This window comes from Streptomyces sp. NBC_01306, from assembly GCF_026340465.1.
Classification (GTDB): domain Bacteria; phylum Actinomycetota; class Actinomycetes; order Streptomycetales; family Streptomycetaceae; genus Streptomyces.
Genome location: NZ_JAPEPC010000001.1, coordinates 5,096,738 through 5,115,309, shown reverse-complemented (window position 1 = coordinate 5,115,309; position 18,572 = coordinate 5,096,738). Strand labels below are relative to the sequence as shown.

15 protein-coding genes and 2 tRNA genes are annotated in these 18,572 nt (G+C 68.0%); 3 read left to right on the top strand and 14 right to left on the bottom strand.

All coding sequences use genetic code 11. From position 1 onward, the window contains the following. From mrdA to OG385_RS22450, 7 genes are all read right to left on the bottom strand, one after another. Window positions 1–2,181 carry a penicillin-binding protein 2 gene (gene mrdA, locus OG385_RS22480; RefSeq protein ID WP_266857042.1) on the bottom strand — a complete coding sequence of 727 codons (2,181 nt, stop codon included), beginning with the start codon at window positions 2,179–2,181 and terminating at the stop codon, window positions 1–3. A 61-nt stretch (window positions 2,182–2,242) separates the two neighbouring features. Continuing rightward, window positions 2,243–2,917, bottom strand: a complete 675-nt coding sequence (gene mreD / locus OG385_RS22475) for a rod shape-determining protein MreD (RefSeq protein WP_266857040.1) — start codon at window positions 2,915–2,917, stop codon at window positions 2,243–2,245. Window positions 2,918–2,929: 12 nt separating this feature from the next. Further along, complete coding sequence (gene mreC / locus OG385_RS22470; protein WP_266857038.1) at window positions 2,930–3,880, bottom strand: rod shape-determining protein MreC; 951 nt, start codon at window positions 3,878–3,880, stop codon at window positions 2,930–2,932. Between the two features lie 214 nt (window positions 3,881–4,094). Continuing rightward, window positions 4,095–5,114, bottom strand: coding sequence for a rod shape-determining protein (locus tag OG385_RS22465; protein WP_164261203.1), 1,020 nt, complete (start codon window positions 5,112–5,114; stop codon window positions 4,095–4,097). 287 nt (window positions 5,115–5,401) lie between these two features. Beyond that, complete coding sequence (ndk, locus tag OG385_RS22460) at window positions 5,402–5,815, bottom strand: nucleoside-diphosphate kinase (protein ID WP_266857036.1); 414 nt, start codon at window positions 5,813–5,815, stop codon at window positions 5,402–5,404. Between the two features lie 79 nt (window positions 5,816–5,894). After that, window positions 5,895–6,245, bottom strand: coding sequence for a DUF4233 domain-containing protein (locus OG385_RS22455; protein WP_266857034.1), 351 nt, complete (start codon window positions 6,243–6,245; stop codon window positions 5,895–5,897). Between the two features lie 3 nt (window positions 6,246–6,248). Further along, complete coding sequence (locus OG385_RS22450) at window positions 6,249–7,778, bottom strand: folylpolyglutamate synthase/dihydrofolate synthase family protein (protein WP_266857032.1); 1,530 nt, start codon at window positions 7,776–7,778, stop codon at window positions 6,249–6,251. 121 nt (window positions 7,779–7,899) lie between these two features. Here OG385_RS22450 and OG385_RS22445 point away from each other — a divergent pair, with 121 nt between their 5' ends. Next, window positions 7,900–8,913 carry a rod shape-determining protein gene (locus OG385_RS22445; RefSeq protein WP_266857030.1) on the top strand — a complete coding sequence of 338 codons (1,014 nt, stop codon included), beginning with the start codon at window positions 7,900–7,902 and terminating at the stop codon, window positions 8,911–8,913. A gap of 103 nt (window positions 8,914–9,016) precedes the next feature. Here OG385_RS22445 and OG385_RS22440 read toward each other — a convergent pair whose 3' ends face one another. Beyond that, on the bottom strand, window positions 9,017–11,638 hold the full coding sequence (locus tag OG385_RS22440) for a valine--tRNA ligase (RefSeq protein WP_266857028.1): 2,622 nt from the start codon (window positions 11,636–11,638) through the stop codon (window positions 9,017–9,019). A 138-nt stretch (window positions 11,639–11,776) separates the two neighbouring features. Here OG385_RS22440 and OG385_RS22435 point away from each other — a divergent pair, with 138 nt between their 5' ends. After that, window positions 11,777–12,814 (top strand): hypothetical protein, encoded by a 1,038-nt coding sequence (locus OG385_RS22435; RefSeq protein ID WP_266857027.1) that lies wholly within the window; start codon window positions 11,777–11,779, stop codon window positions 12,812–12,814. 120 nt (window positions 12,815–12,934) lie between these two features. On the opposite strand, the gene clpX is transcribed toward OG385_RS22435, so the two are convergent. From clpX to OG385_RS22410, 5 genes are all read right to left on the bottom strand, one after another. Then, window positions 12,935–14,227, bottom strand: coding sequence for an ATP-dependent Clp protease ATP-binding subunit ClpX (clpX, locus tag OG385_RS22430; protein WP_266857025.1), 1,293 nt, complete (start codon window positions 14,225–14,227; stop codon window positions 12,935–12,937). 156 nt (window positions 14,228–14,383) lie between these two features. Beyond that, complete coding sequence (locus tag OG385_RS22425; protein WP_164261167.1) at window positions 14,384–15,067, bottom strand: ATP-dependent Clp protease proteolytic subunit; 684 nt, start codon at window positions 15,065–15,067, stop codon at window positions 14,384–14,386. Window positions 15,068–15,119: 52 nt separating this feature from the next. Continuing rightward, on the bottom strand, window positions 15,120–15,737 hold the full coding sequence (locus OG385_RS22420; protein WP_323183829.1) for an ATP-dependent Clp protease proteolytic subunit: 618 nt from the start codon (window positions 15,735–15,737) through the stop codon (window positions 15,120–15,122). A gap of 282 nt (window positions 15,738–16,019) precedes the next feature. Continuing rightward, on the bottom strand, window positions 16,020–17,414 hold the full coding sequence (gene tig, locus OG385_RS22415; RefSeq protein ID WP_266857021.1) for a trigger factor: 1,395 nt from the start codon (window positions 17,412–17,414) through the stop codon (window positions 16,020–16,022). A 116-nt stretch (window positions 17,415–17,530) separates the two neighbouring features. Further along, window positions 17,531–17,607, bottom strand: a tRNA-Pro gene (locus OG385_RS22410). Between the two features lie 163 nt (window positions 17,608–17,770). On the opposite strand from OG385_RS22410, the gene OG385_RS22405 reads away from it, so the two are divergent. Continuing rightward, window positions 17,771–17,844, top strand: a tRNA-Gly gene (locus tag OG385_RS22405). Window positions 17,845–18,017: 173 nt separating this feature from the next. On the opposite strand, the gene OG385_RS22400 is transcribed toward OG385_RS22405, so the two are convergent. Beyond that, entirely contained in the window at window positions 18,018–18,212 is a 195-nt protein-coding gene (locus OG385_RS22400; RefSeq protein WP_164261160.1) for a hypothetical protein, read from the bottom strand. Window positions 18,213–18,572 lie beyond the last annotated feature (360 nt).

The window sequence follows — 18,572 nt, the reverse complement described above, 5'->3', positions numbered from 1 at the left end:
CTAGTCCTTCCTGCCCGGTCCGGCCGCGATCTGCTGTCCGCCCGATGACGACGGCGAGGGCGCCGGCGGCGACGGGTCGGGCTTGGCCGGCGTGATCTTGGGCGAGATGATCGCACCGTCCTTGTTGATCTTCGGCAGGCTCGTCTGCGGATGGGGCAGGAGGGCCTTCTTGGGGTCCTGCTTGCCGTCCTTGCCGATGCCGTACATGGCCTCGTAGATCTTGCGGACCGCGGGTCCGGCGGCGCCGGACCCGGTACCGCCCTGGGAGATCGTCATCACGATCGCGTAGTCCTTGGTGTACGTGGACAGCCACCCCGTGGTCTGCTTGCCCGCGACCTCCGCGGTGCCGGTCTTGGCGTGCAGGGGGATCTTGTTCTGCGGCCAGCCGCCGAACTGCCAGGCCGCCGTACCGCTGGTGACCACGCCCTCCAGGGCCTTGTTGATGTACGAGACGGTCGACTTGCTGTCGGGGAGCCTGCCGACGCGCTTCGGCTTGATCGGCTGCACCGTCTTGCCGTCGGCGCTGACGATCGCCTTGCCGACGCTCGGCTGGTACATCGTGCCGCCGTTGGCGAGGGCCGAGTAGATCATCGCCTCCTGGACCGGGGTGAGGAGCGTGTCGCCCTGGCCGATGGCGTAGTTGACGGAGTCACCGGCACGGACCTGCTTGCCGTCGGTGCAGTTCTCGTACTCGATCTGCTCGACGTAGGTGCCGTTCTTCTTGCCCTGCTTGCACCAGACGTCCTTGTTGGCCTCCCAGTAGGCCTTCTTCCACTCGCGGTCCGGGACCCGGCCGGCCAGCTCGTCGGGCAGGTCGATACCGGTCTTCTTGCCGAGCCCGAACTCGTGGGCGGTCTTGAAGAACCAGTCCTTCGGGTGCTTGGGGTTGTTGCCGCCGTCCTTCTTCCACTGGTCGTAGGCCACGTGGTAGAAGACCGTGTCGCAGGAGACCTCCAGGGCCTTGCCCAGGCTGATGTCCCCGTAGTTCTCGCCCTCGAAGTTCTTGAACTCGCGGTTGCCGATGGTCATCGACGAGGTGCAGGGGTAGCCGCCGTCGGGCGCGTACCCGGCGTTGATGGCGGCGCTGGTGGAGATGACCTTGAAGGTCGAGCCGGGCGCCGACTGCCCCTGGATGGCGCGGTTCAGCAGGGGGTAGTTGGAGGACGCCTTGGTGAGCTTGCTGTAGTTCTTGGCCGAGATGCCGCCGCCCCAGACGTTGGGGTTGTACGTCGGGGCGCTGGCCATCGCGATGACCTGCCCGGTGTGGACGTCCATCACCACGGCCGCGCCCGAGTCGGCCTTGTAGTTGGTGTGGGTGACCGAGTCATAGGTTTTCCGGAGGGCCTTCATGGTCGCGTCCAGTTCCTTCTCGGTGAGCGCCTGCACCCGGGAGTCGATGCTGGTGACCAGGGAACTGCCGGGCTGCGACGCCGTCTGCCCGGCCTTGCCGATGACCCGGCCGAGGTTGTCCACCTCGTAGCGGGTGACACCGGACTTGCCGCGCAGCTGCTGGTCGTACGTGGACTCAAGACCGGCCCGGCCGACCTGGTCGGAGCGGAGCAGCGGGTTGTTCGTCTTGTTCGACTTGGCGACTTCCTGGTCGGTGACCGGGCCGAGGTAGCCGAGGACCTGGGCGGCGTTGAGTCCCCCGGTGCCGGGGTAGCTGCGGACCGCGGTGGGCCCGGCGGTGATGCCGGGGAAGTCCTCGGTGCGCTCGCGGATCTGGAGCGCCTGCTGGGTGGTGGCGGTCTCGGTGACGGGGATCGGCTGGTACGGCGAGCCGTTCCAGCACGGCTTCGGTGTCTTGGCGTCGCAGAGCCTGACCTTCGCGATGACGTCCTTGGGCTTCATCCCGAGCACGCCGGCCAGCCGGGTGAGGACGGCCTTGCCGTCGTCGCTCATCCGCAACAGGTCGGTGCGGTTGGCGGAGACGACGAGCTTGGTCTCGTTGTCGGCGATCGGCACCCCGCGCGCGTCGAAGATGGAGCCTCGCACGGCGGGCTGTACGACCTGCTGGACGTGGTTGTTCCTGGCCTCCGCGCTGTACTCCTGGCCGTTGCGGATCTGGAGGTACCAGAGCCGGCCGCCGAGGGTGAGGAGGAGGGAGAAGACCAGGACCTGAATGACGACGAGCCGGATCCGGACCCGCGAGGTCCGTCCGGTCTCGGGAATATTGCTCACAGCCGTGCCCCACTGATTGTCCGGCCGGGATCCGACGGCCGTGCCCCCGCGTGTCGCAGTGTCACAGCCTCTTGACCCCCTTGATGCGTCCGGCCTTCGCCGCGCGTGACTTGGCCGCCTTCATGCGCAGGCCGCCACGCTGGCTGCCGATCTTCAGTCCGGTGCCCGTCGCCAGCCAGCCGGTGGCGACGTCGCTCGTCACTCCGCCGGTGTCGCGGCCTTCGGCGAGCGGGTCGTTCTCGGCGCGTCTCGCCAGCGCCATGATGAGCGGGACGGTGAACGGTGCGAGCAGCAGGTCGTAGATCGCGGCGCTGAACAGCAGCCCGAGCAGGCCCACATGGCGTGCTGCCGTGTCACCGACGAGGGAGCCCACCCCGGCGTAGAGCAGCGTGGAGCCGATCGCGGCGGCGACCACCACGAGCATCGGTACGGTGACGGACCTGATCCGGCCGTTCTCCGGCTTGGCGAGCCCGGCCGCGTACCCGATCACGCACAGCACCAGCGCGTACCGCCCGGCGGCGTGGTCGGCGGGCGGGGCCAGGTCGGCCAGCAGGCCGGCGCCGAAGCCGATCAGGGCGCCGCCCACATGGCCGTACACCAGGGCGAGGCCCACCACCGTGAGCAGCAGCAGGTCCGGCACGGCGCCGGGGAGTTGGAGTCGGGCGAGCACGCTCACCTGGATCACCAGGGCGACCACCACCAGCGTGGCCGAGAGCAGCATCCGGTTGAGACGCATACTGATCAGCTCCTACTGCTGGGGGGCGTTGGGGTCGGTGTTGGCCCCGGCGCCGGAAGGCGTGGCGGTGACCGTGACGGTGGGGGTGGGCTTCGGCTTGGCGGGCTTGGCGGGGAGGACCGTGTCGCGCGGGTTGCTGCGCGGCGGCTCCACGACGACGCCGACCAGGTCGAGCTTGGTGAAGCTGACGTACGGGCGGACGTAGACCGTACGGGTGAGGTCGCCGCCGGACGGGTCCACGCGGACGACCTGGCCGACCGGCACCCCGGGCACGAAGGGCTTGTCGTTGCTGGAGCCGAAGGTGACCAGCCGGTCGCCCTTCTTGACCTCGGCCTTGCCGTTCAGGAACTGGACCGAGAGCGGGCGGTCGCCGCGGCCGGTGGCGAAGCCGACCTCGTCGGTCTTCTCCATCCGGGTGCCGACGGTGAAGTCGGGGTCGTTGGCGAGCAGCACGGTGGCGGTGTTGGGGCCGACGGTGGTGACCCGGCCGACGAGTCCGTCCCCGTTGAGCACGGTCATGTCCCGCTTGATGCCGTCGGCGGTTCCGGCGTCGATGGTGACCGTCCAGGAGAACCCCTGGGCCGCTCCTATGGCGATGACCTGGGCACCCTTGATCCCGTACTGGCCCGCGCCGGCGGTCTTGAGCATGCTGTCGAGCTGGCGTACGCGGCTGCGGTTGCGGGCGCTGCTGCCGAGCTGCTGCTTCAGAGCGGTGTTCTCACGCTGCAGCGCGCTGATGCGGTTGTGCCGGTCGCCGGAGTCCCGTACTGCACCGATGGCGTTGCCGACCGGGTTCACGGCGTCCGCGACACCGCTCTCGACCGGTCCGAACACGGTGGCGGCGGCGTGCCGGGCGCCATCCACCGGAGACGCCTCACCGCCGCGGATGTCCACCGTGATCAGCGCGAACGCGATGGCGATCAGCAGCACCAGGAGCAGCCGGCTCTCTCGTGTGTCCCTCACGTGCGGAGGCCGTGCCTTCCTCGTCGGAATTCATATGCGTTTGTGGAGTTCTGCGTTTGTGGAGCTCCGTGTCTGTGGAGCTCTACGTCCATGAAGCTCTGCGTTGGTCGGACTATTCGCTTGCGGAGGCCGGCCCGGATACGGACGGACTCTTTGCTTCAACGATCCGCCGTACGGGGCGGACATGCCCCGTACGGCTCAAGGACGGGGATCGTCACCGGCGGGGCTGGGCGTCCAGGACCTGCTGGAGTGCCTCGAACTCCTCGACGCACTTGCCCGATCCGAGGGCGACGGAGTCGAGCGGGTCCTCGGCGATGTGGATGGGCATGCCCGTCTCGTGGCGCAGCCGCTCGTCCAGACCGCGGAGCAGCGCCCCGCCGCCGGTGAGGACGATGCCGCGGTCCATGACGTCGCCGGAGAGCTCGGGCGGGCACTTGTCGAGCGTCGTCTTGACCGCGTCGACAATGGCGTTGACCGGCTCCTCGATGGCCTTGCGGACCTCGGCGGCAGAGATCACCACCGTCTTGGGCAGCCCGGACACGAGATCGCGGCCGCGGATCTCGGTGTGCTCGTCCTTCTCCAGATCGAACGCGGAGCCGATCGTGATCTTGATCTGTTCGGCGGTGCGCTCACCGAGGAGGAGGGAGTACTCCTTCTTGATGTGCTGGATGATCGCGTTGTCCAGCTCGTCGCCCGCGACCCGGATCGACTGCGCCGTGACGATTCCTCCGAGCGAGATCACCGCGACCTCGGTGGTGCCGCCGCCGATGTCGACCACCATGTTGCCGGTGGCCTCGTGGACGGGCAGCCCCGAGCCGATGGCGGCCGCCATGGGCTCTTCGATGATGTGCACCTGGCGGGCGCCCGCCTGGGTCGACGCCTCGATGACGGCGCGGCGCTCGACCCCTGTGATGCCCGAGGGAACACAGACGACGACGCGCGGCCGGGCCAGGTAGCGGCGCTTGTGGATCTTCAGGATGAAGTAGCGGAGCATCCGCTCGGTGATTTCGAAGTCGGCGATCACGCCGTCCTTCAGCGGCCGTACGGCAACGATGTTGCCCGGCGTACGGCCGATCATCTTTTTCGCCTCGGCGCCTACGGCGAGGATCCCGCCGGTGTTGGTGTTGATGGCGACGACGGAGGGTTCGTTGAGGACGATTCCTCGACCCCTGACGTACACCAGCGTGTTGGCAGTCCCGAGGTCGATAGCCATGTCACGGCCGATGAACGACATTGAGTTCCCCTTGTTCCCCATGAGGATGCGTCGGGCCTTCCCAAGTGGAGCGATTGGCTTTTTGGTAGGCGAAGTGAGCGCTGTGGGTGTGAAGGCTTCCATCGTAATGCCGCCTGCCCGGACAGCGCGCGAGGGTCCTCCGCCATGTGGGCGGAAGTTGTGGCCGCCTCAGTCATGGTGACGTCATGTCGGTGCGATGCGTTCCCGAAATCGCCCGGCATATGCCGAAGGGCGACCGAATTAATTCGGTCGCCCGAGGCCGGGAGCGCTATTCGGCTGACACGACGTCAGGATACGCCCGGGAAAAAAATCTTCAATTCTCGCTCTGCGGACTCCTCCGAGTCCGAGGCGTGGATGAGGTTCTCCCGGACGATGGTGCCGAAATCGCCACGAATGGAGCCGGGCGCTGCGGCAATCGGGTCAGTCGGACCCGCCAGGGCGCGTACGCCCTCGATGACCCGCTCACCCTCGACGACCAGCGCGACGACCGGACCCGAGGCCATGAATTCGACCAGCGGCTCGTAGAAGGGCTTGCCCTTGTGCTCGCCGTAGTGCTGCTCCAGCGTGTCCTGGTCGAGCGTCCGCAGCTCCATCGCCGTGATGGTCCAGTTCGCCTTGCGCTCGATGCGGCCGACGACCTCGCCGACAAGCCGGCGGCATACGGTGTCGGGCTTGAGCAGAACGAGCGTGCGCTGGCTCACTGTACGGACTCCTTCAGTACGGGCGGTACGGGATACAGGGGTAACGAGCCCTCAGGCTACAGGGCCTGTCGTGCGCCTATTACGCAGCGTCAGGCCCTGCGGAGGCCTGCTCCGCCCAGCGGGCCTTCGCCTCGTCGACGATCCGCCCGTAGTGGACGGACGCCCACCACAGTCCGGCGAACGCCACCCCGAGGATGAACATCACCGGTACGAAGAAACCGCTGGCGATCAGCGCGATCTGGAGCGCCCAGCCGATCTGGACAGCACCCGGACGGCTCAGCATTCCGCACAGCAGCACGGAGAGGAGCATCCCGATACCGCATACCGTCCAGACCGTGGTCTCCGACAGATCGCCCTTCATGGCGACCAGACCGGCGAAACCGATCACGAAGAACTCACCGATCAAGGTGGACGCGCAGAGCGTGCGCATAGGTCAGCGCCTTCCCAGAAGCAGCCGGGCCTCGCCGACCGTGATCACGGAACCGGTGACGAGAACACCCGCTCCGGCGTACTCGTCCTCTTCCTCGGCGAGCGTGATCGCCGCCTCCAGAGCGTCGTCGAGCCGGGGCTCCACGACCACGCGTTCGTCGCCGAACACCTCGACGGCGATCGCGGCCAGGTCGTCCGCCCTCATCGCCCGGGGCGTGGAGTTCTCGGTGACCACGATCTCCGCGAAGATCGGCTCGAACGCTTCGAGCAGTCCGCGCACGTCCTTGTCGCCGCTCGCCCCGACCACTCCGATCAGCCGCGAGAAGCTGAAGGCCTCGGTGACACCCGCGGCGGCCGCCAGCGCGCCCCCCGGGTTGTGCGCCGCGTCCAGGACGACCGTCGGGGAGCTGCGTACGACCTCCAGGCGGCCCGGCGACGAGACCGACGCGAAGGCCTTGCGGACCACGTCGATGTCGAGCCGCTGCGCCTGCTGCGCACCGACCCCGAAGAACGCCTCGACCGCGGCGAGGGCCACCGCCGCGTTGTGCGCCTGGTGGGCGCCGTACAGCGGGAGGAAGACGTCCTCGTAGTCACCGCCCAGGCCGCGCAGCGTCAGCAGCTGGCCGCCGACGGCGATCTCCCTGGTGCCGACGCCGAACTCCATGCCCTCGCGGGCGACCGTGGCGTCCATCCCGACGGCCTTCTTCAGCATCACCTGGGCGGCGTCGACCGGCTGCTGCGCCAGAATGACCGTCGCGCCCTGCTTGATGATCCCGGCCTTCTCACCGGCGATCTCGGCGGGCGTGTTGCCGAGGCGGTCCGTGTGGTCCAGCGAGATCGGGGTGACGACGGCGACAGGGGCCTCGATGACGTTCGTCGCGTCCCAGCTGCCGCCCATCCCGACCTCGACGACGGCGACGTCCACCGGCGCGTCGGCGAAGGCCGCGTAGGCCATTCCGGTGAGCACCTCGAAGAAGGAGAGCCGGTGCTCCTGCTGCCCGTCGACCATGCCGACGAACGGCTTGATCTCCTCGTACGTCTCGATGAACCGCTCGGCCTCGATCGGCTCACCGTTGAGGCTGATGCGCTCGGTGATCGACTGGACGTGCGGCGAGGTGTACCGCCCGGTACGCAGGTCCAGCGCGCCGAGCAGCGCCTCGACCATGCGGGCCGTCGATGTCTTGCCGTTGGTGCCGGTGATGTGGATCGAGGGGTACGCGCGGTGCGGATCGCCCAGGACGTCGAGCAGCGCCTCCATCCGTACGAGGGAGGGGTCGAGCCTGGTCTCGGGCCAGCGGCCGATGAGCTCCTGCTCCACCGCGCGCAGCGCCCTGTCCACCTCCGGGTCGGCGGGCCTGGCCGGCACTGTGTCGCCCGGCGGAGGTCCGCCGTGGGTACGCAGGGTGCGGCTGCCGGCCTCGATCACCGCCTGGTCGGGGGACGACGGGGTCTCCCCCGCTGATTCCGCGCCGTCGGCTGGGGGAAGGTCGGTCGCTGCGTCGACGATTTCGTCGAAAGGGTCGGACTCGCTCACAGGACCAGTCTACGGAGGTCCCGGCGCGCCCGGACCTCGCCCGTCCCGTCCGGGCCAGGACCCCCGGTTCGGAGCACTCCGGCGCGCGGAACACCCCCTTGTCAGGCCAGACTTACCAAATATGGACATAGGTATTGATCTCGGTACGGCGAACACGCTCCTCTACGTCCGCGGCAAGGGCATCGTGCTCAACGAACCCTCCGTGGTGGCAGTGCGCGACGGCGGCCGCGGAGCCCCGGCCATCGGTGACGAGGCGCGCGAGAGCCTCGGACGCACCCCGGACTCGGTCTCGGCGCTCCGCCCGATGCGGGAGGGCGTGATCGGCGACTACGAGGCCGCCAGAGAAATGATCAGGTACTTCGTGCGCAAGGCCCTCAAAGGCAGGCGGACGCGCACCCGGATGGTGGTCTGCATGCCGACCGGGGTGACCCCGGTGGAGCTGCGGGCGATCGTGCAGGCCGCACAGGAGGCGGGCGGCCGCACCGTCCATCTGCTCGACGAGTCGATGGCGGCGGCGATGGGCGCCGGGCTGCCGGTCGACGAACCGCGCGGCTCCATGGTCGTCGACATCGGCGGCGGTACGACCGAGGTCGCCGTGATCTCCATGGGCGGCATCGTCACCTCGCGGTCGCTGCGGCTCGCGGGCGACCGGATGAACACGGCGATCACCGAGCACATCCGCGAGGAGCGCAGCCTGCTGATCGGCGAGCGGACCGCCGAGGAGGTCAAGCTGGAGATCGGCTCGGCCTGGCCGGTCCCGGACGACCAGGCGCTGGAGAGCCGGACCTGCACGGTCCGGGGGCGCGAGAAGATCAACGGGGTGCCGACCGCGCTCATCCTCACCGCGGCCGAGATCCGCGAGGCGATGCACGAGCCGATCGAGGCGATCGTCGCCACGGTGCAGTCGACCCTGGCCGAGTGCCCGCCCGAGCTGGCGGCCGACGTGATGAAGCACGGGATCGTCCTGACGGGCGGCGGCTCGCTGCTGCCGGGTCTGGATCAGCGGATCGCGTCGGCCACCGGCATCGCCGTGACCGTGGCCGGGACGCCGCTGGAGTGCGTGGCGCTGGGGACGGGCAAGTGCGTCGAGGAGTTCGACTCGGTGAGCACCAAGGTGCTGACGCCCGCCACGTGACGCCTCTCGTCCCGCGTGTACGACGAAGGCTGTACGACGAAGGCTGTACGACGAAGACCCCCGGCGGAACCGGGGGTCTTCCTCGTACGGGTACACGCCAGGGCTACGCCTGCGGCAGCCCGTCCAGCTGGGCCTGGATCCGCTCCATGTCCGCCTCGGCCTTGGCGAGGCGCGTGCGGATCTTGTCGACCACGTTGTCCGGTGCCTTCGCCAGGAACGCCTCGTTGCCGAGCTTCCCGAGCGCCTGCGCCTTCTCCTTCTCGGCGGCGCCGAGGTCCTTGGTCAGCCGCTTGCGCTCGGCCGCCACGTCGATGGTCCCCGACAGGTCCAGTGCGACCTTGGCACCCGCGACCGGCAGCGATGCGGTGGCCTGGAAGCCCTCCCCCGCCGGCTGGAGCCGCAGCACCTGCCGGATGGACGCCTCGTGGGGCGCCAGCGCCGTGCCCGTCAGGTCGAGCTGGGCCGGGACCTTCTGGCCCGGCTGCAGCCCCTGGTCGGAGCGGAAGCGGCGGACCTCGGTGATGACCTGCTGGACCAGCAGGATCTCCTGCTCGGCCGCGCTGTCCCGGAAGCCGGAGTCCTTCGGCCAGTCGGCCACGACGACCGACTCCTTGCCGGTGAGCGTGGTCCACAGCGTCTCGGTGACGAACGGGACGATCGGGTGGAGCAGTCGCAGCATCACGTCGAGGACCTCACCGAGGACCCGCGCCGAGACCTTGGCGGGATCACCGCCCGCGAAGAACGTCGTCTTCGACAGCTCGACGTACCAGTCGAAGACCTCGTCCCACGCGAAGTGGTAGAGGGTGTCGGCGAGTTTGGCGAACTGGTAGTCGTCGTAGTACGCGTCCGCCTCGGCGACGACCGCGTTCAGCCGCGACAGGATCCACCGGTCGTTGGCCGACTGCTTCTCGGCGGGCGGCAGTTCGCCCTCCACGGTGGCGCCGTTCATCAGCGCGAAGCGGGTCGCGTTCCAGATCTTGTTGGCGAAGTTCCGCGACGCCTTGACCCAGTCCTCGCCGATCGGCACGTCCGCACCGGGGTTGGCGCCGTTGGCGAGGGTGAAGCGGACGGCGTCGGAGCCGTACTCGTCCATCCACTCCAGCGGGTCGACCACGTTGCCGAAGGACTTGGACATCTTCTTGCCGTTCTCGTCACGGACGAGACCGGTCAGCGCGATCGTGTGGAACGGTGCGACGCCGTCCATCGCGTAGAGACCGAACATCATCATCCGGGCGACCCAGAAGAAGATGATGTCGTGGCCGGTGACCAGGACGTCGGTCGGGTAGAACTTCTCCAGGTCCGGGGTCCGCTCCGGCCAGCCGAGCGTGGAGAACGGCCACAGGCCGGAGGAGAACCAGGTGTCGAGGACGTCCTCGTCCTGACGCCAGCCCTCACCGGTGGGCACTTCGTCGTCCGGTCCGACGCAGACGACCTCACCCTCCGGGCCGTACCAGACGGGGATCCGGTGGCCCCACCACAACTGGCGTGAGATGCACCAGTCGTTGAGGTTGTCGACCCAGTCGAAGTAGCGCTTCTCCATCTCCTTCGGGTGGATCGTGACGCGGCCGTCGCGGACCGCGTCGCCCGCGTCCTTGGCGAGCGTCTCGACCTTGACCCACCACTGGAGGGAGAGCCGGGGCTCGACGGTCGTCTTGCAGCGCGAGCAGTGGCCGACGGAGTGCGTGTACGGGCGCTTCTCGGCGACGACACGGCCCTGCTCCCGCATGGCCTCGACGATCGTGGAGCGCGCCTCGAACCGGTCGAGCCCGTGGAACGGGCCGGGGACCGTGATGACTCCGCGCTCGTCCATGATCGTCATGGACTCCAGGCCGTGCCGCTGGCCGATGGCGAAGTCGTTCGGGTCATGGGCGGGCGTCACCTTGACGGCGCCGGTGCCGAACTCCGGGTCGACGTGCGTGTCCGCGACGACCGGGATGGTCCGGTCGGTCAGCGGCAGCTTGATCCGCTTGCCGATGAGGTGCGCGTACCGGGCGTCGTCGGGGTGGACGGCGATCCCGGTGTCACCGAGCATCGTCTCGACCCGGGTGGTCGCGACGACCAGGGTCTCGTCGCCCTCGCCGTACTTGAGCGAGACGAGCTCGCCGTCGTCGTCCTGGTAGTCGACCTCGATGTCGGAGATCGCGGTGAGACAGCGCGGGCACCAGTTGATGATGCGCTCGGCGCGGTAGATCAGCTCGTCGTCGTAGAGCTTCTTGAAGATGGTCTGGACGGCCTGGGACAGCCCCTCGTCCATGGTGAACCGCTCACGGGACCAGTCGACCCCGTCCCCGAGGCGGCGCATCTGCCCGAGGATCTTGCCGCCGTACTGCTCCTTCCACTGCCAGACGCGCGCGGTGAACTCCTCGCGCCCCAGGTCCTGGCGGGACTTGCCCTCCTCGGCGAGCTGCTGCTCGACCTTGTTCTGGGTGGCGATACCGGCGTGGTCCATACCGGGCAGCCACAGGGCCTCATAGCCCTGCATGCGCTTGCGGCGGGTGAGGGCGTCCATCAGCGTGTGCTGGAAGGCATGGCCCAGGTGCAGGGCGCCCGTGACGTTCGGCGGCGGGATGACGATGGTGAACGGGGGCTTGTCGCTCTTGGCGTCGGCCTCGAAGTAACCGCGCTCCACCCAGCGCTCGTACAGCTTCCCCTCTACCTCGGCCGGCGCGTACTGGGTCGGCAGTTCGGTGATGGGCGCTGGAGTCTGCGATGAGTTCTCGGTCACGGGTTCAGTTTAAGGGCGTCACGGTCCCGTACTGAAACGGGAATCTTTGGTGAGACTGTGGCCCCCGTCTCCCCCACGCGTACAGGCGTCCGTCAGGATGTTCGCATCACGTAAGAATCCAGAGGGGGACCACAGTCCATGAGCTACAACCAGCCGGGACCGTACGGACAACAGCCTCAGCAGCCAGGTCCGTACGGACAGCAGCCGCCTCAGCAGCCCGGACCGTACGGACAGCCGCAGCAGCCCCAGCAGCAGCCCGGCAACCCGTACGGCCAGCCCGCCGGCCAGCCGCAGCCCGGCTACGGCTACCCGCAGCAGCCCCCGCAGGGCGTCCCGCCGCAGGGTGTCCCGCCGCAGGGGTACGGATACCCGCAGCAGCAGCCGGGCCAGCCGAACCCGTACAGCCAGCAGCCCCAGCAGCCGCCGTACGGACAGCAGCCCGCGTACGGCCAGGTGCCGCCGCCCCCGCAGGCCCCGAAGAAGAAGACGGGCCTGATCGTCGGCGCGGTGATCGTGGCGGTCGCGGTGATCGGCGGCGGGGTCTATCTGCTGACCTCGCAGGGCGGCGGCAACAGCGATGTCTCGGCCGCCACCAAGGGGTACAAGCTCGTGGCCCCCGCTTCGATCGACGAGTACCAGAAGCAGCAGGGCGCCGACCAGTCGGCGTGGGCCGCGGGCGGCAAGGAGAAGGCCGAGGCCCTGGGCATCAAGAACCCCTCGAAGATGGGCGCCGCCTACAAGACCGGTTCGAACCTGACCGAGAAGGACCTCAACCTCTCCGGTCTCTGGGGCACGATCGACGACCCGGAGCAGGCCCTGGACGGGGCGTTCGCGCTCTCCAAGGCCAACATCGCCAAGACCGCGTCCGGCGGCCTCAAGGTCGAGCTCCAGGACAGCCCCAAGACGGTCACACCGGCCGGCTTCAGCGGCGCTCTCATGAAGTGTCAGAACGCCAAGGTCACGAACACCGCCAGCAGCACAGGCGACAGCAGTGATCCCACATCGCAGGTGCCGAAGACCTTCGTACTGCCCATCTGCGTCTGGGCGGACTACAGCACCCTCGGGATCGTGCAGAACACCGATGTGTCGCTGATCATGACCCACCAGTCGCTCTCGCTGGACGACGCCGCGGCCCTCACGGCCAAGGTGTACAACACGTCCCGCGTCAAGCAGTAGCCGCTCGCGCTCAGACCGAAGGGGCGCCGGCCGGGTCCGTATGGACCGGCCGGCGCCCCTTCGCCGTGCGCACTCAGCTCATCTGCGCGCTCATCGCGTACGCACTCAACACAGCCGCGGTTACGCGGACTTCTCGTGCCGTCCGTCGTTGCCGACGATCCGCGGCTCGCGCGGGACCAGCGTCGGGTTCACGTTGTCCCGGACGACGTCCGCCGTGATGACGACCCGGGCGACGTCCTTGCGGGACGGCACCTCGTACATCACCGACTGGAGGACCTCCTCCATGATGGCGCGCAGGCCGCGCGCCCCGGTGCCGCGCAGGATCGCCTGGTCGGCGATGGCCTCCAGCGCGGGACGGTCGAAGTCCAGCTCCACACCGTCGAGTTCGAAGAGGCGCTGGTACTGCTTCACCAGTGCGTTGCGCGGCTCGACCAGGATCTGCAGCAGCGCCTCGCGGTCCAGGTTGTGCACCGACGTCAGGACCGGGAGGCGGCCGATGAACTCGGGGATCATCCCGAACTTCACCAGGTCCTCCGGCATGACCTCCTGGAACTGGTCGCTGGCCTCGATCTCCCGCTTGGAGCGGATGGTGGCGCCGAAGCCGATGCCCTTCGCGCCCGCCCGGGACTCGATGATCCGCTCCAGACCGGAGAACGCGCCGCCCACGATGAACAGCACGTTCGTGGTGTCGATCTGGATGAACTCCTGGTGCGGGTGCTTGCGGCCGCCCTGCGGCGGCACCGACGCGGTGGTGCCCTCCAGGATCTTCAGCAGGGCCTGCTGGACGCCCTCGCCGGAGACATCACGGGTGATCGACGGGTTCTCGCTCTTGCGGGCGACCTTGTCGATCTCGTCGATGTAGATGATGCCGGTCTCGGCCTTCTTGACGTCGTAGTCGGCGGCCTGGATCAGCTTGAGCAGGATGTTCTCGACGTCCTCGCCGACATAGCCGGCCTCCGTCAGCGCTGTCGCGTCCGCGATGGCGAACGGGACGTTGAGCATCCGGGCCAGCGTCTGGGCGAGCAGCGTCTTGCCGGAGCCGGTGGGACCCAGCAGCAGGATGTTGGACTTGGCGAGTTCGATCGCGTCCTCGCGGCTGGCGCCGCCGCCGTTCTCACCGGCCTGGACGCGCTTGTAGTGGTTGTAGACCGCTACCGAGAGGGCCTTCTTCGCGGGCTCCTGCCCGACGACGTATCCCTCAAGGAACTCATAGATCTCGCGCGGTTTGGGCAGTTCCTCCCACCGCACTTCGGAGGTCTCCGCGAGCTCTTCCTCAATGATCTCGTTGCAGAGATCAATGCACTCGTCGCAGATGTACACCCCGGGGCCTGCGATGAGCTTCTTCACCTGCTTCTGGCTCTTCCCGCAGAACGAGCACTTGAGCAGGTCGCCGCCATCACCGATGCGTGCCACGAGGTGCTTCCCCTTCGCCTGGGAGGCGCCACGTTCAGCGTCTCCTGGTGCCTCATATTCGACGGTACCTTGCCGGGCCCCTCGTTCGGGCCCCCCTTGGCACGGTTCACTTTGACGTGCACCGTGCCAGGGGACGGAAGGTAAATCAAATGGCCATCAGGTGGTCATCATTCCCACGGAGCCCTTACGGGTCGAAACGATCTGGTCGACCAGGCCGTAGGCGAGGGCGTCCTCGGCCGTGAGGATCTTGTCGCGCTCGATGTCGTCGCGGATCTTCTCCACCGGCGTCGTCGAGTGCTTGGCCAGCAGGTCTTCCAACTGGGTCCGCATACGCAGGATTTCGTTGGCCGCGATCTCCAGGTCGGAGAGCTGCTCACGGCCGGTCTGCGAGGACGGCTGGTGGATCAGCACACGGGCGTTCGGGAGCGCCATGCGCTTTCCGGGGGTGCCGGCCGCCAGCAGGACCGCGGCGGCGGAGGCCGCCTGGCCCATGCAGACCGTCTGGATGTCCGGCTTCACGAACTGCATGGTGTCGTAGATCGCGGTCAGCGCGGTGAACGAGCCACCGGGGCTGTTGATGTAGATGGAGATGTCCCGGTCCGGGTCCATCGACTCCAGGCAGAGCAGCTGCGCCATGACGTCGTTGGCGGAGGCGTCGTCGATCTGCACACCGAGGAAGATCACGCGCTCCTCGAAGAGCTTCGCGTACGGGTCGTACTCGCGCACGCCCTGCGAGGTGCGCTCGACGAAGCGCGGAACGATGTAGCGGTTGTCGACCTGCGGGCCGGTGTAGAGGCCGCTGGCGGAGGCGGAGTAGTCGTTCATGCTGGTGTTCACCATCCTGGTGGCGTTCAAGTGGTCGGTCGGGGGTCGGAGGCAGGGATGCGGGGCGTCAGGCCCCGGTGCCGCCGCCGCCCGGAACGCCCGAGGCGGAGGAGATGATCTCGTCGATGAGGCCGTACTCCTTGGCCTCATCCGCCGTGTACCAGCGGTCGCGGTCACCGTCGCGGATGATCGCGTCGACGGTCTGGCCGGAGTGCCGGGCGGTGATCTCGGCCATGCGCTTCTTCGTACGGAGCAGCTGCTGGGCCTGGATCTTGATGTCCGATGCGGTGCCGCCGAGACCGGCCGAGCCCTGGTGCATCAGGATGTCGGTGTTGGGGAGCGCGAAGCGCTTGCCGGCCGTGCCGCCGGTCAGCAGGAACTGGCCCATCGAGGCCGCGAGGCCCATACCGATGGTGACCACGTCGTTCGGGATGTACTGCATGGTGTCGTAGACCGCCATGCCTGCCGTCACCGAGCCGCCGGGGCTGTTGATGTAAAGGAAGATGTCCTTTTCCGGATCGGCGGCAAGGAGGAGCAGCTGCGCGGTGATCTTGTTGGCGATCTCGTCGTCGACCTGCTGGCCGAGGAAGATGATCCGCTCACCGAGCAGTCGGTTGTAGACCTGGTCGCCGAGGCCGCCACCGATGTTGGGCTCGCCGGCGGCGTAAGGCATCAGATTCGTCACGTATCCACCTGCTCGTCTCTGACGGCTCCGGCCGTCTCAGCGTCTTCGTACAGCAGGAGTCCGGGGGTGGTTTCCTACTCCCGGGCTCTCCTCTTCATGGACCCTAACGCGCAGGTAGGACAACGCCATCCCGCTTCCCGAACTGTTCGCTGGGAGCGCAAGGTAGGCCCGGCGCGTGCGTACGACGAAGGGTCCGGACGTGCGGCACGCCCGGACCCTTCGCTTTGATCGAGATCAGAACCGGCCGGATCGGAGACCGGCCCGGCCGAGACCGGTGGAGGCTCAGGCCTCCGGCTTGGCCTCGGTCTCGTCCGCGGACGCCTCGGCGGTCTCGGTGACCGCTGCGTCCTCGGCGGCCTCGTCCTCGTCGTCGCTCAGGTCGACGACCTCACCGTTGGTGTCCTTGACCTTGACGGCCTCGACGACGACCGCGAGGGCCTTTCCGCGGGCCACCTCGCCGACGAGCATCGGGACCTGGCCACCCTCGACGACCGCCTGGGCGAACTGGTCGGGGCTCATGCCGGAGGACTGGGCGCGCCGCATGAGGTGCTCGGTGAGCTCCTCCTGGTTGACGTTCAGCTTCTCCTTGTTGACCAGCTCGTCGAGAATGAACTGGGTCTTGATGCCCTTCTCGGCCTGCTCCTTGGTCTCGGCCGTGAACTCTTCCTCGGTCTTGCCCTGGATCTCCAGGTACTTGGCGAGGTCGAGGCCCATCTGGCCGAGCTGGTGGTGCTCCAGGTTGTGCTTGCGGGTGTTGATCTCGTCCTCAAGAAGCTTCTCGGGGATCGGGACCTCCGCCAGCCTCAGCAGCTCGTCGAGGACGCGCTCCTGGGCCTGGGTGGCCTGCTCGTACTGCTTGGTGCTTTCGAGGCGCTTGCGGCTGTCGGCCTTGAGCTCGTCCAGCGTGTCGAACTCGCTCGCCAGCTGCGCGAAGTCGTCGTCCAGGCCGGGAAGTTCACGAGCGGCGACCGCGGTGACCTTGACGGTGACCTCGGCGGGCTTGCCCTCGGCGGAGCCGCCCTTGAGCTCGGAGGTGAAGGTGGCCTCGCCACCGGCCTCCAGACCGGTCACGGCCTCGTCGATCCCGTCGAGCAGCTCACCGGAGCCGATGGTGTACGAGACACCCTCGGCCACGCCGTCCTCCAGGACCTCGCCGTCGACCTTGGCCTCCAGGTCGATGGTGACGACGTCACCCTCGGCGGCGGCGCGCTCGACGGGGTTGGTGGACGCGAAGCGGCCACGCAGCTCCTCGACGGCCTTGTCGACGTCCTCGTCGCTGACGTCGACCGCGTCGACCTCGACCTCGATGCCGGAGTAGTCCGGGATCTCGATCTCGGGCCGGACGTCGACCTCGGCGGTGAAGGAGAGCAGCTCGCCGTCCTTGAGCTCCGTGATGTCGACCTCGGGCTGGCCGAGGACATTCAGCTCACCCTCGTTGACGGCCTCGGTGTAGAACTTCGGGAGGGCGTCGTTGACGGCCTCCTCCAGCACCGCACCGCGGCCGAAGCGCTGGTCGATCACGCGGTTCGGGATCTTGCCCTTACGGAAGCCCTTCACCGTGACCTGCTCGTTGATCTTCTTGTACGCCGCGTCGAGGCTGTCCTTGAGCTCCTCGAAGGGCACCTCGATGCTGAGCCGAACCCGAGTCGGGTTCAGGGTCTCCACGGCGCTCTTCACGGTTCGGTCTCCTTGGGGGCTGACTTCAGAATCTCTGCCCGGTTTTAGAGACACGCGGGCACACAGCTTGCATAGTAACGGCAAGCAGGAGGAGACCCACAATGCGATCTTGCTGCTGGTCGGGGTGGCCGGATTCGAACCGACGACCTTCCGCTCCCAAAGCGGACGCGCTACCAAGCTGCGCCACACCCCGTCGGTGCGAGACGTAGGGTACATGGCCGCCCGCCGCACCGTGGCAGTGTTATCGGGGGCATGGCGTTCCCGCGGATCCACGCAGCACGGAACGGGTGTGCGCGGACCGGGTCCGACCCGCTACGATGCTTCTCGTGCCGCGGTCGCTCCGACCGGCGGCGCATGCGGGCGTAGCTCAATGGTAGAGCCCTAGTCTTCCAAACTAGCTACGCGGGTTCGATTCCCGTCGCCCGCTCCACACAGCAGTCGGCCCGGCCGGTGAGTACTTTCACCGGCCGGGCCGTCGCTGTTTCAGCCACCGATCACCGGTTCCGCCGCCCGCTGATTCCTCGCCGGCAGGGCCGCCGCGCACGCCGCGGCCGGCACCGTTCGCCGGAGCCGGCCGGGACGTCGGGAGCCGGGGCTCCGGCGCTAGAACTTGATCTGATTGATCGTGTCAGCTATCGAGTTGAGGAACCTGTTGATCGACGGAGCCATGCCCGTCGACGCCAGGAAGAAGCCGAAGAGCATGGCGACGATCGCGGGACCGGCCTTGATGGATCCACCACGGATCAACACCACAAGGACGATCGCCAACAGCAGCACCACTGACAGTGAAATGGCCACAACTGATCACAACCCTTGGTCGGTCCGCCTTGCCGGCCGGGAACGATGCCGCTCCAGCACTTCTTCCGCTGGTCCATGGTGCCACCAACAGGCCTGTGGTTGTTGCCCGGTGACGAAACGGCGCCGATCGGATCGCGCCATCCCGCGCTCCCCGCGCGTCCCGCTCCGGCGCCCGGCGCGCGGGCGCCGCCGGGGCACGCGACGGCAATTTCCGGACTGTGCGGTCCGCCACTCGCGGGGATAAATCCGAATCGATCGTTTCACTGCCCACACATTTCGTTCACAGGCGATTGCGATAAGCCCGAGCAGCCACCGGACAGCCCCCTGAAGCAGGTCCCGAAGGGCGTCGTTATGCGCCAT

What these genes read in the sequence shown, in the direction of transcription:
- OG385_RS22425 (WP_164261167.1), bottom strand. Translation starts at nt 15,067, where the DNA reads ATGGTGAACACCAGCATGAACGACTACTCCGCCTCCGCCAGCGGCCTC.
- OG385_RS22465 (WP_164261203.1), bottom strand. Translation starts at nt 5,114, where the DNA reads ATGTCGTTCATCGGCCGTGACATGGCTATCGACCTCGGGACTGCCAAC.
- OG385_RS22445 (WP_266857030.1), top strand. Translation starts at nt 7,900, where the DNA reads ATGGACATAGGTATTGATCTCGGTACGGCGAACACGCTCCTCTACGTC.
- OG385_RS22455 (WP_266857034.1), bottom strand. Translation starts at nt 6,245, where the DNA reads ATGCGCACGCTCTGCGCGTCCACCTTGATCGGTGAGTTCTTCGTGATC.
- mreD (WP_266857040.1), bottom strand. Translation starts at nt 2,917, where the DNA reads ATGCGTCTCAACCGGATGCTGCTCTCGGCCACGCTGGTGGTGGTCGCC.
- OG385_RS22435 (WP_266857027.1), top strand. Translation starts at nt 11,777, where the DNA reads ATGAGCTACAACCAGCCGGGACCGTACGGACAACAGCCTCAGCAGCCA.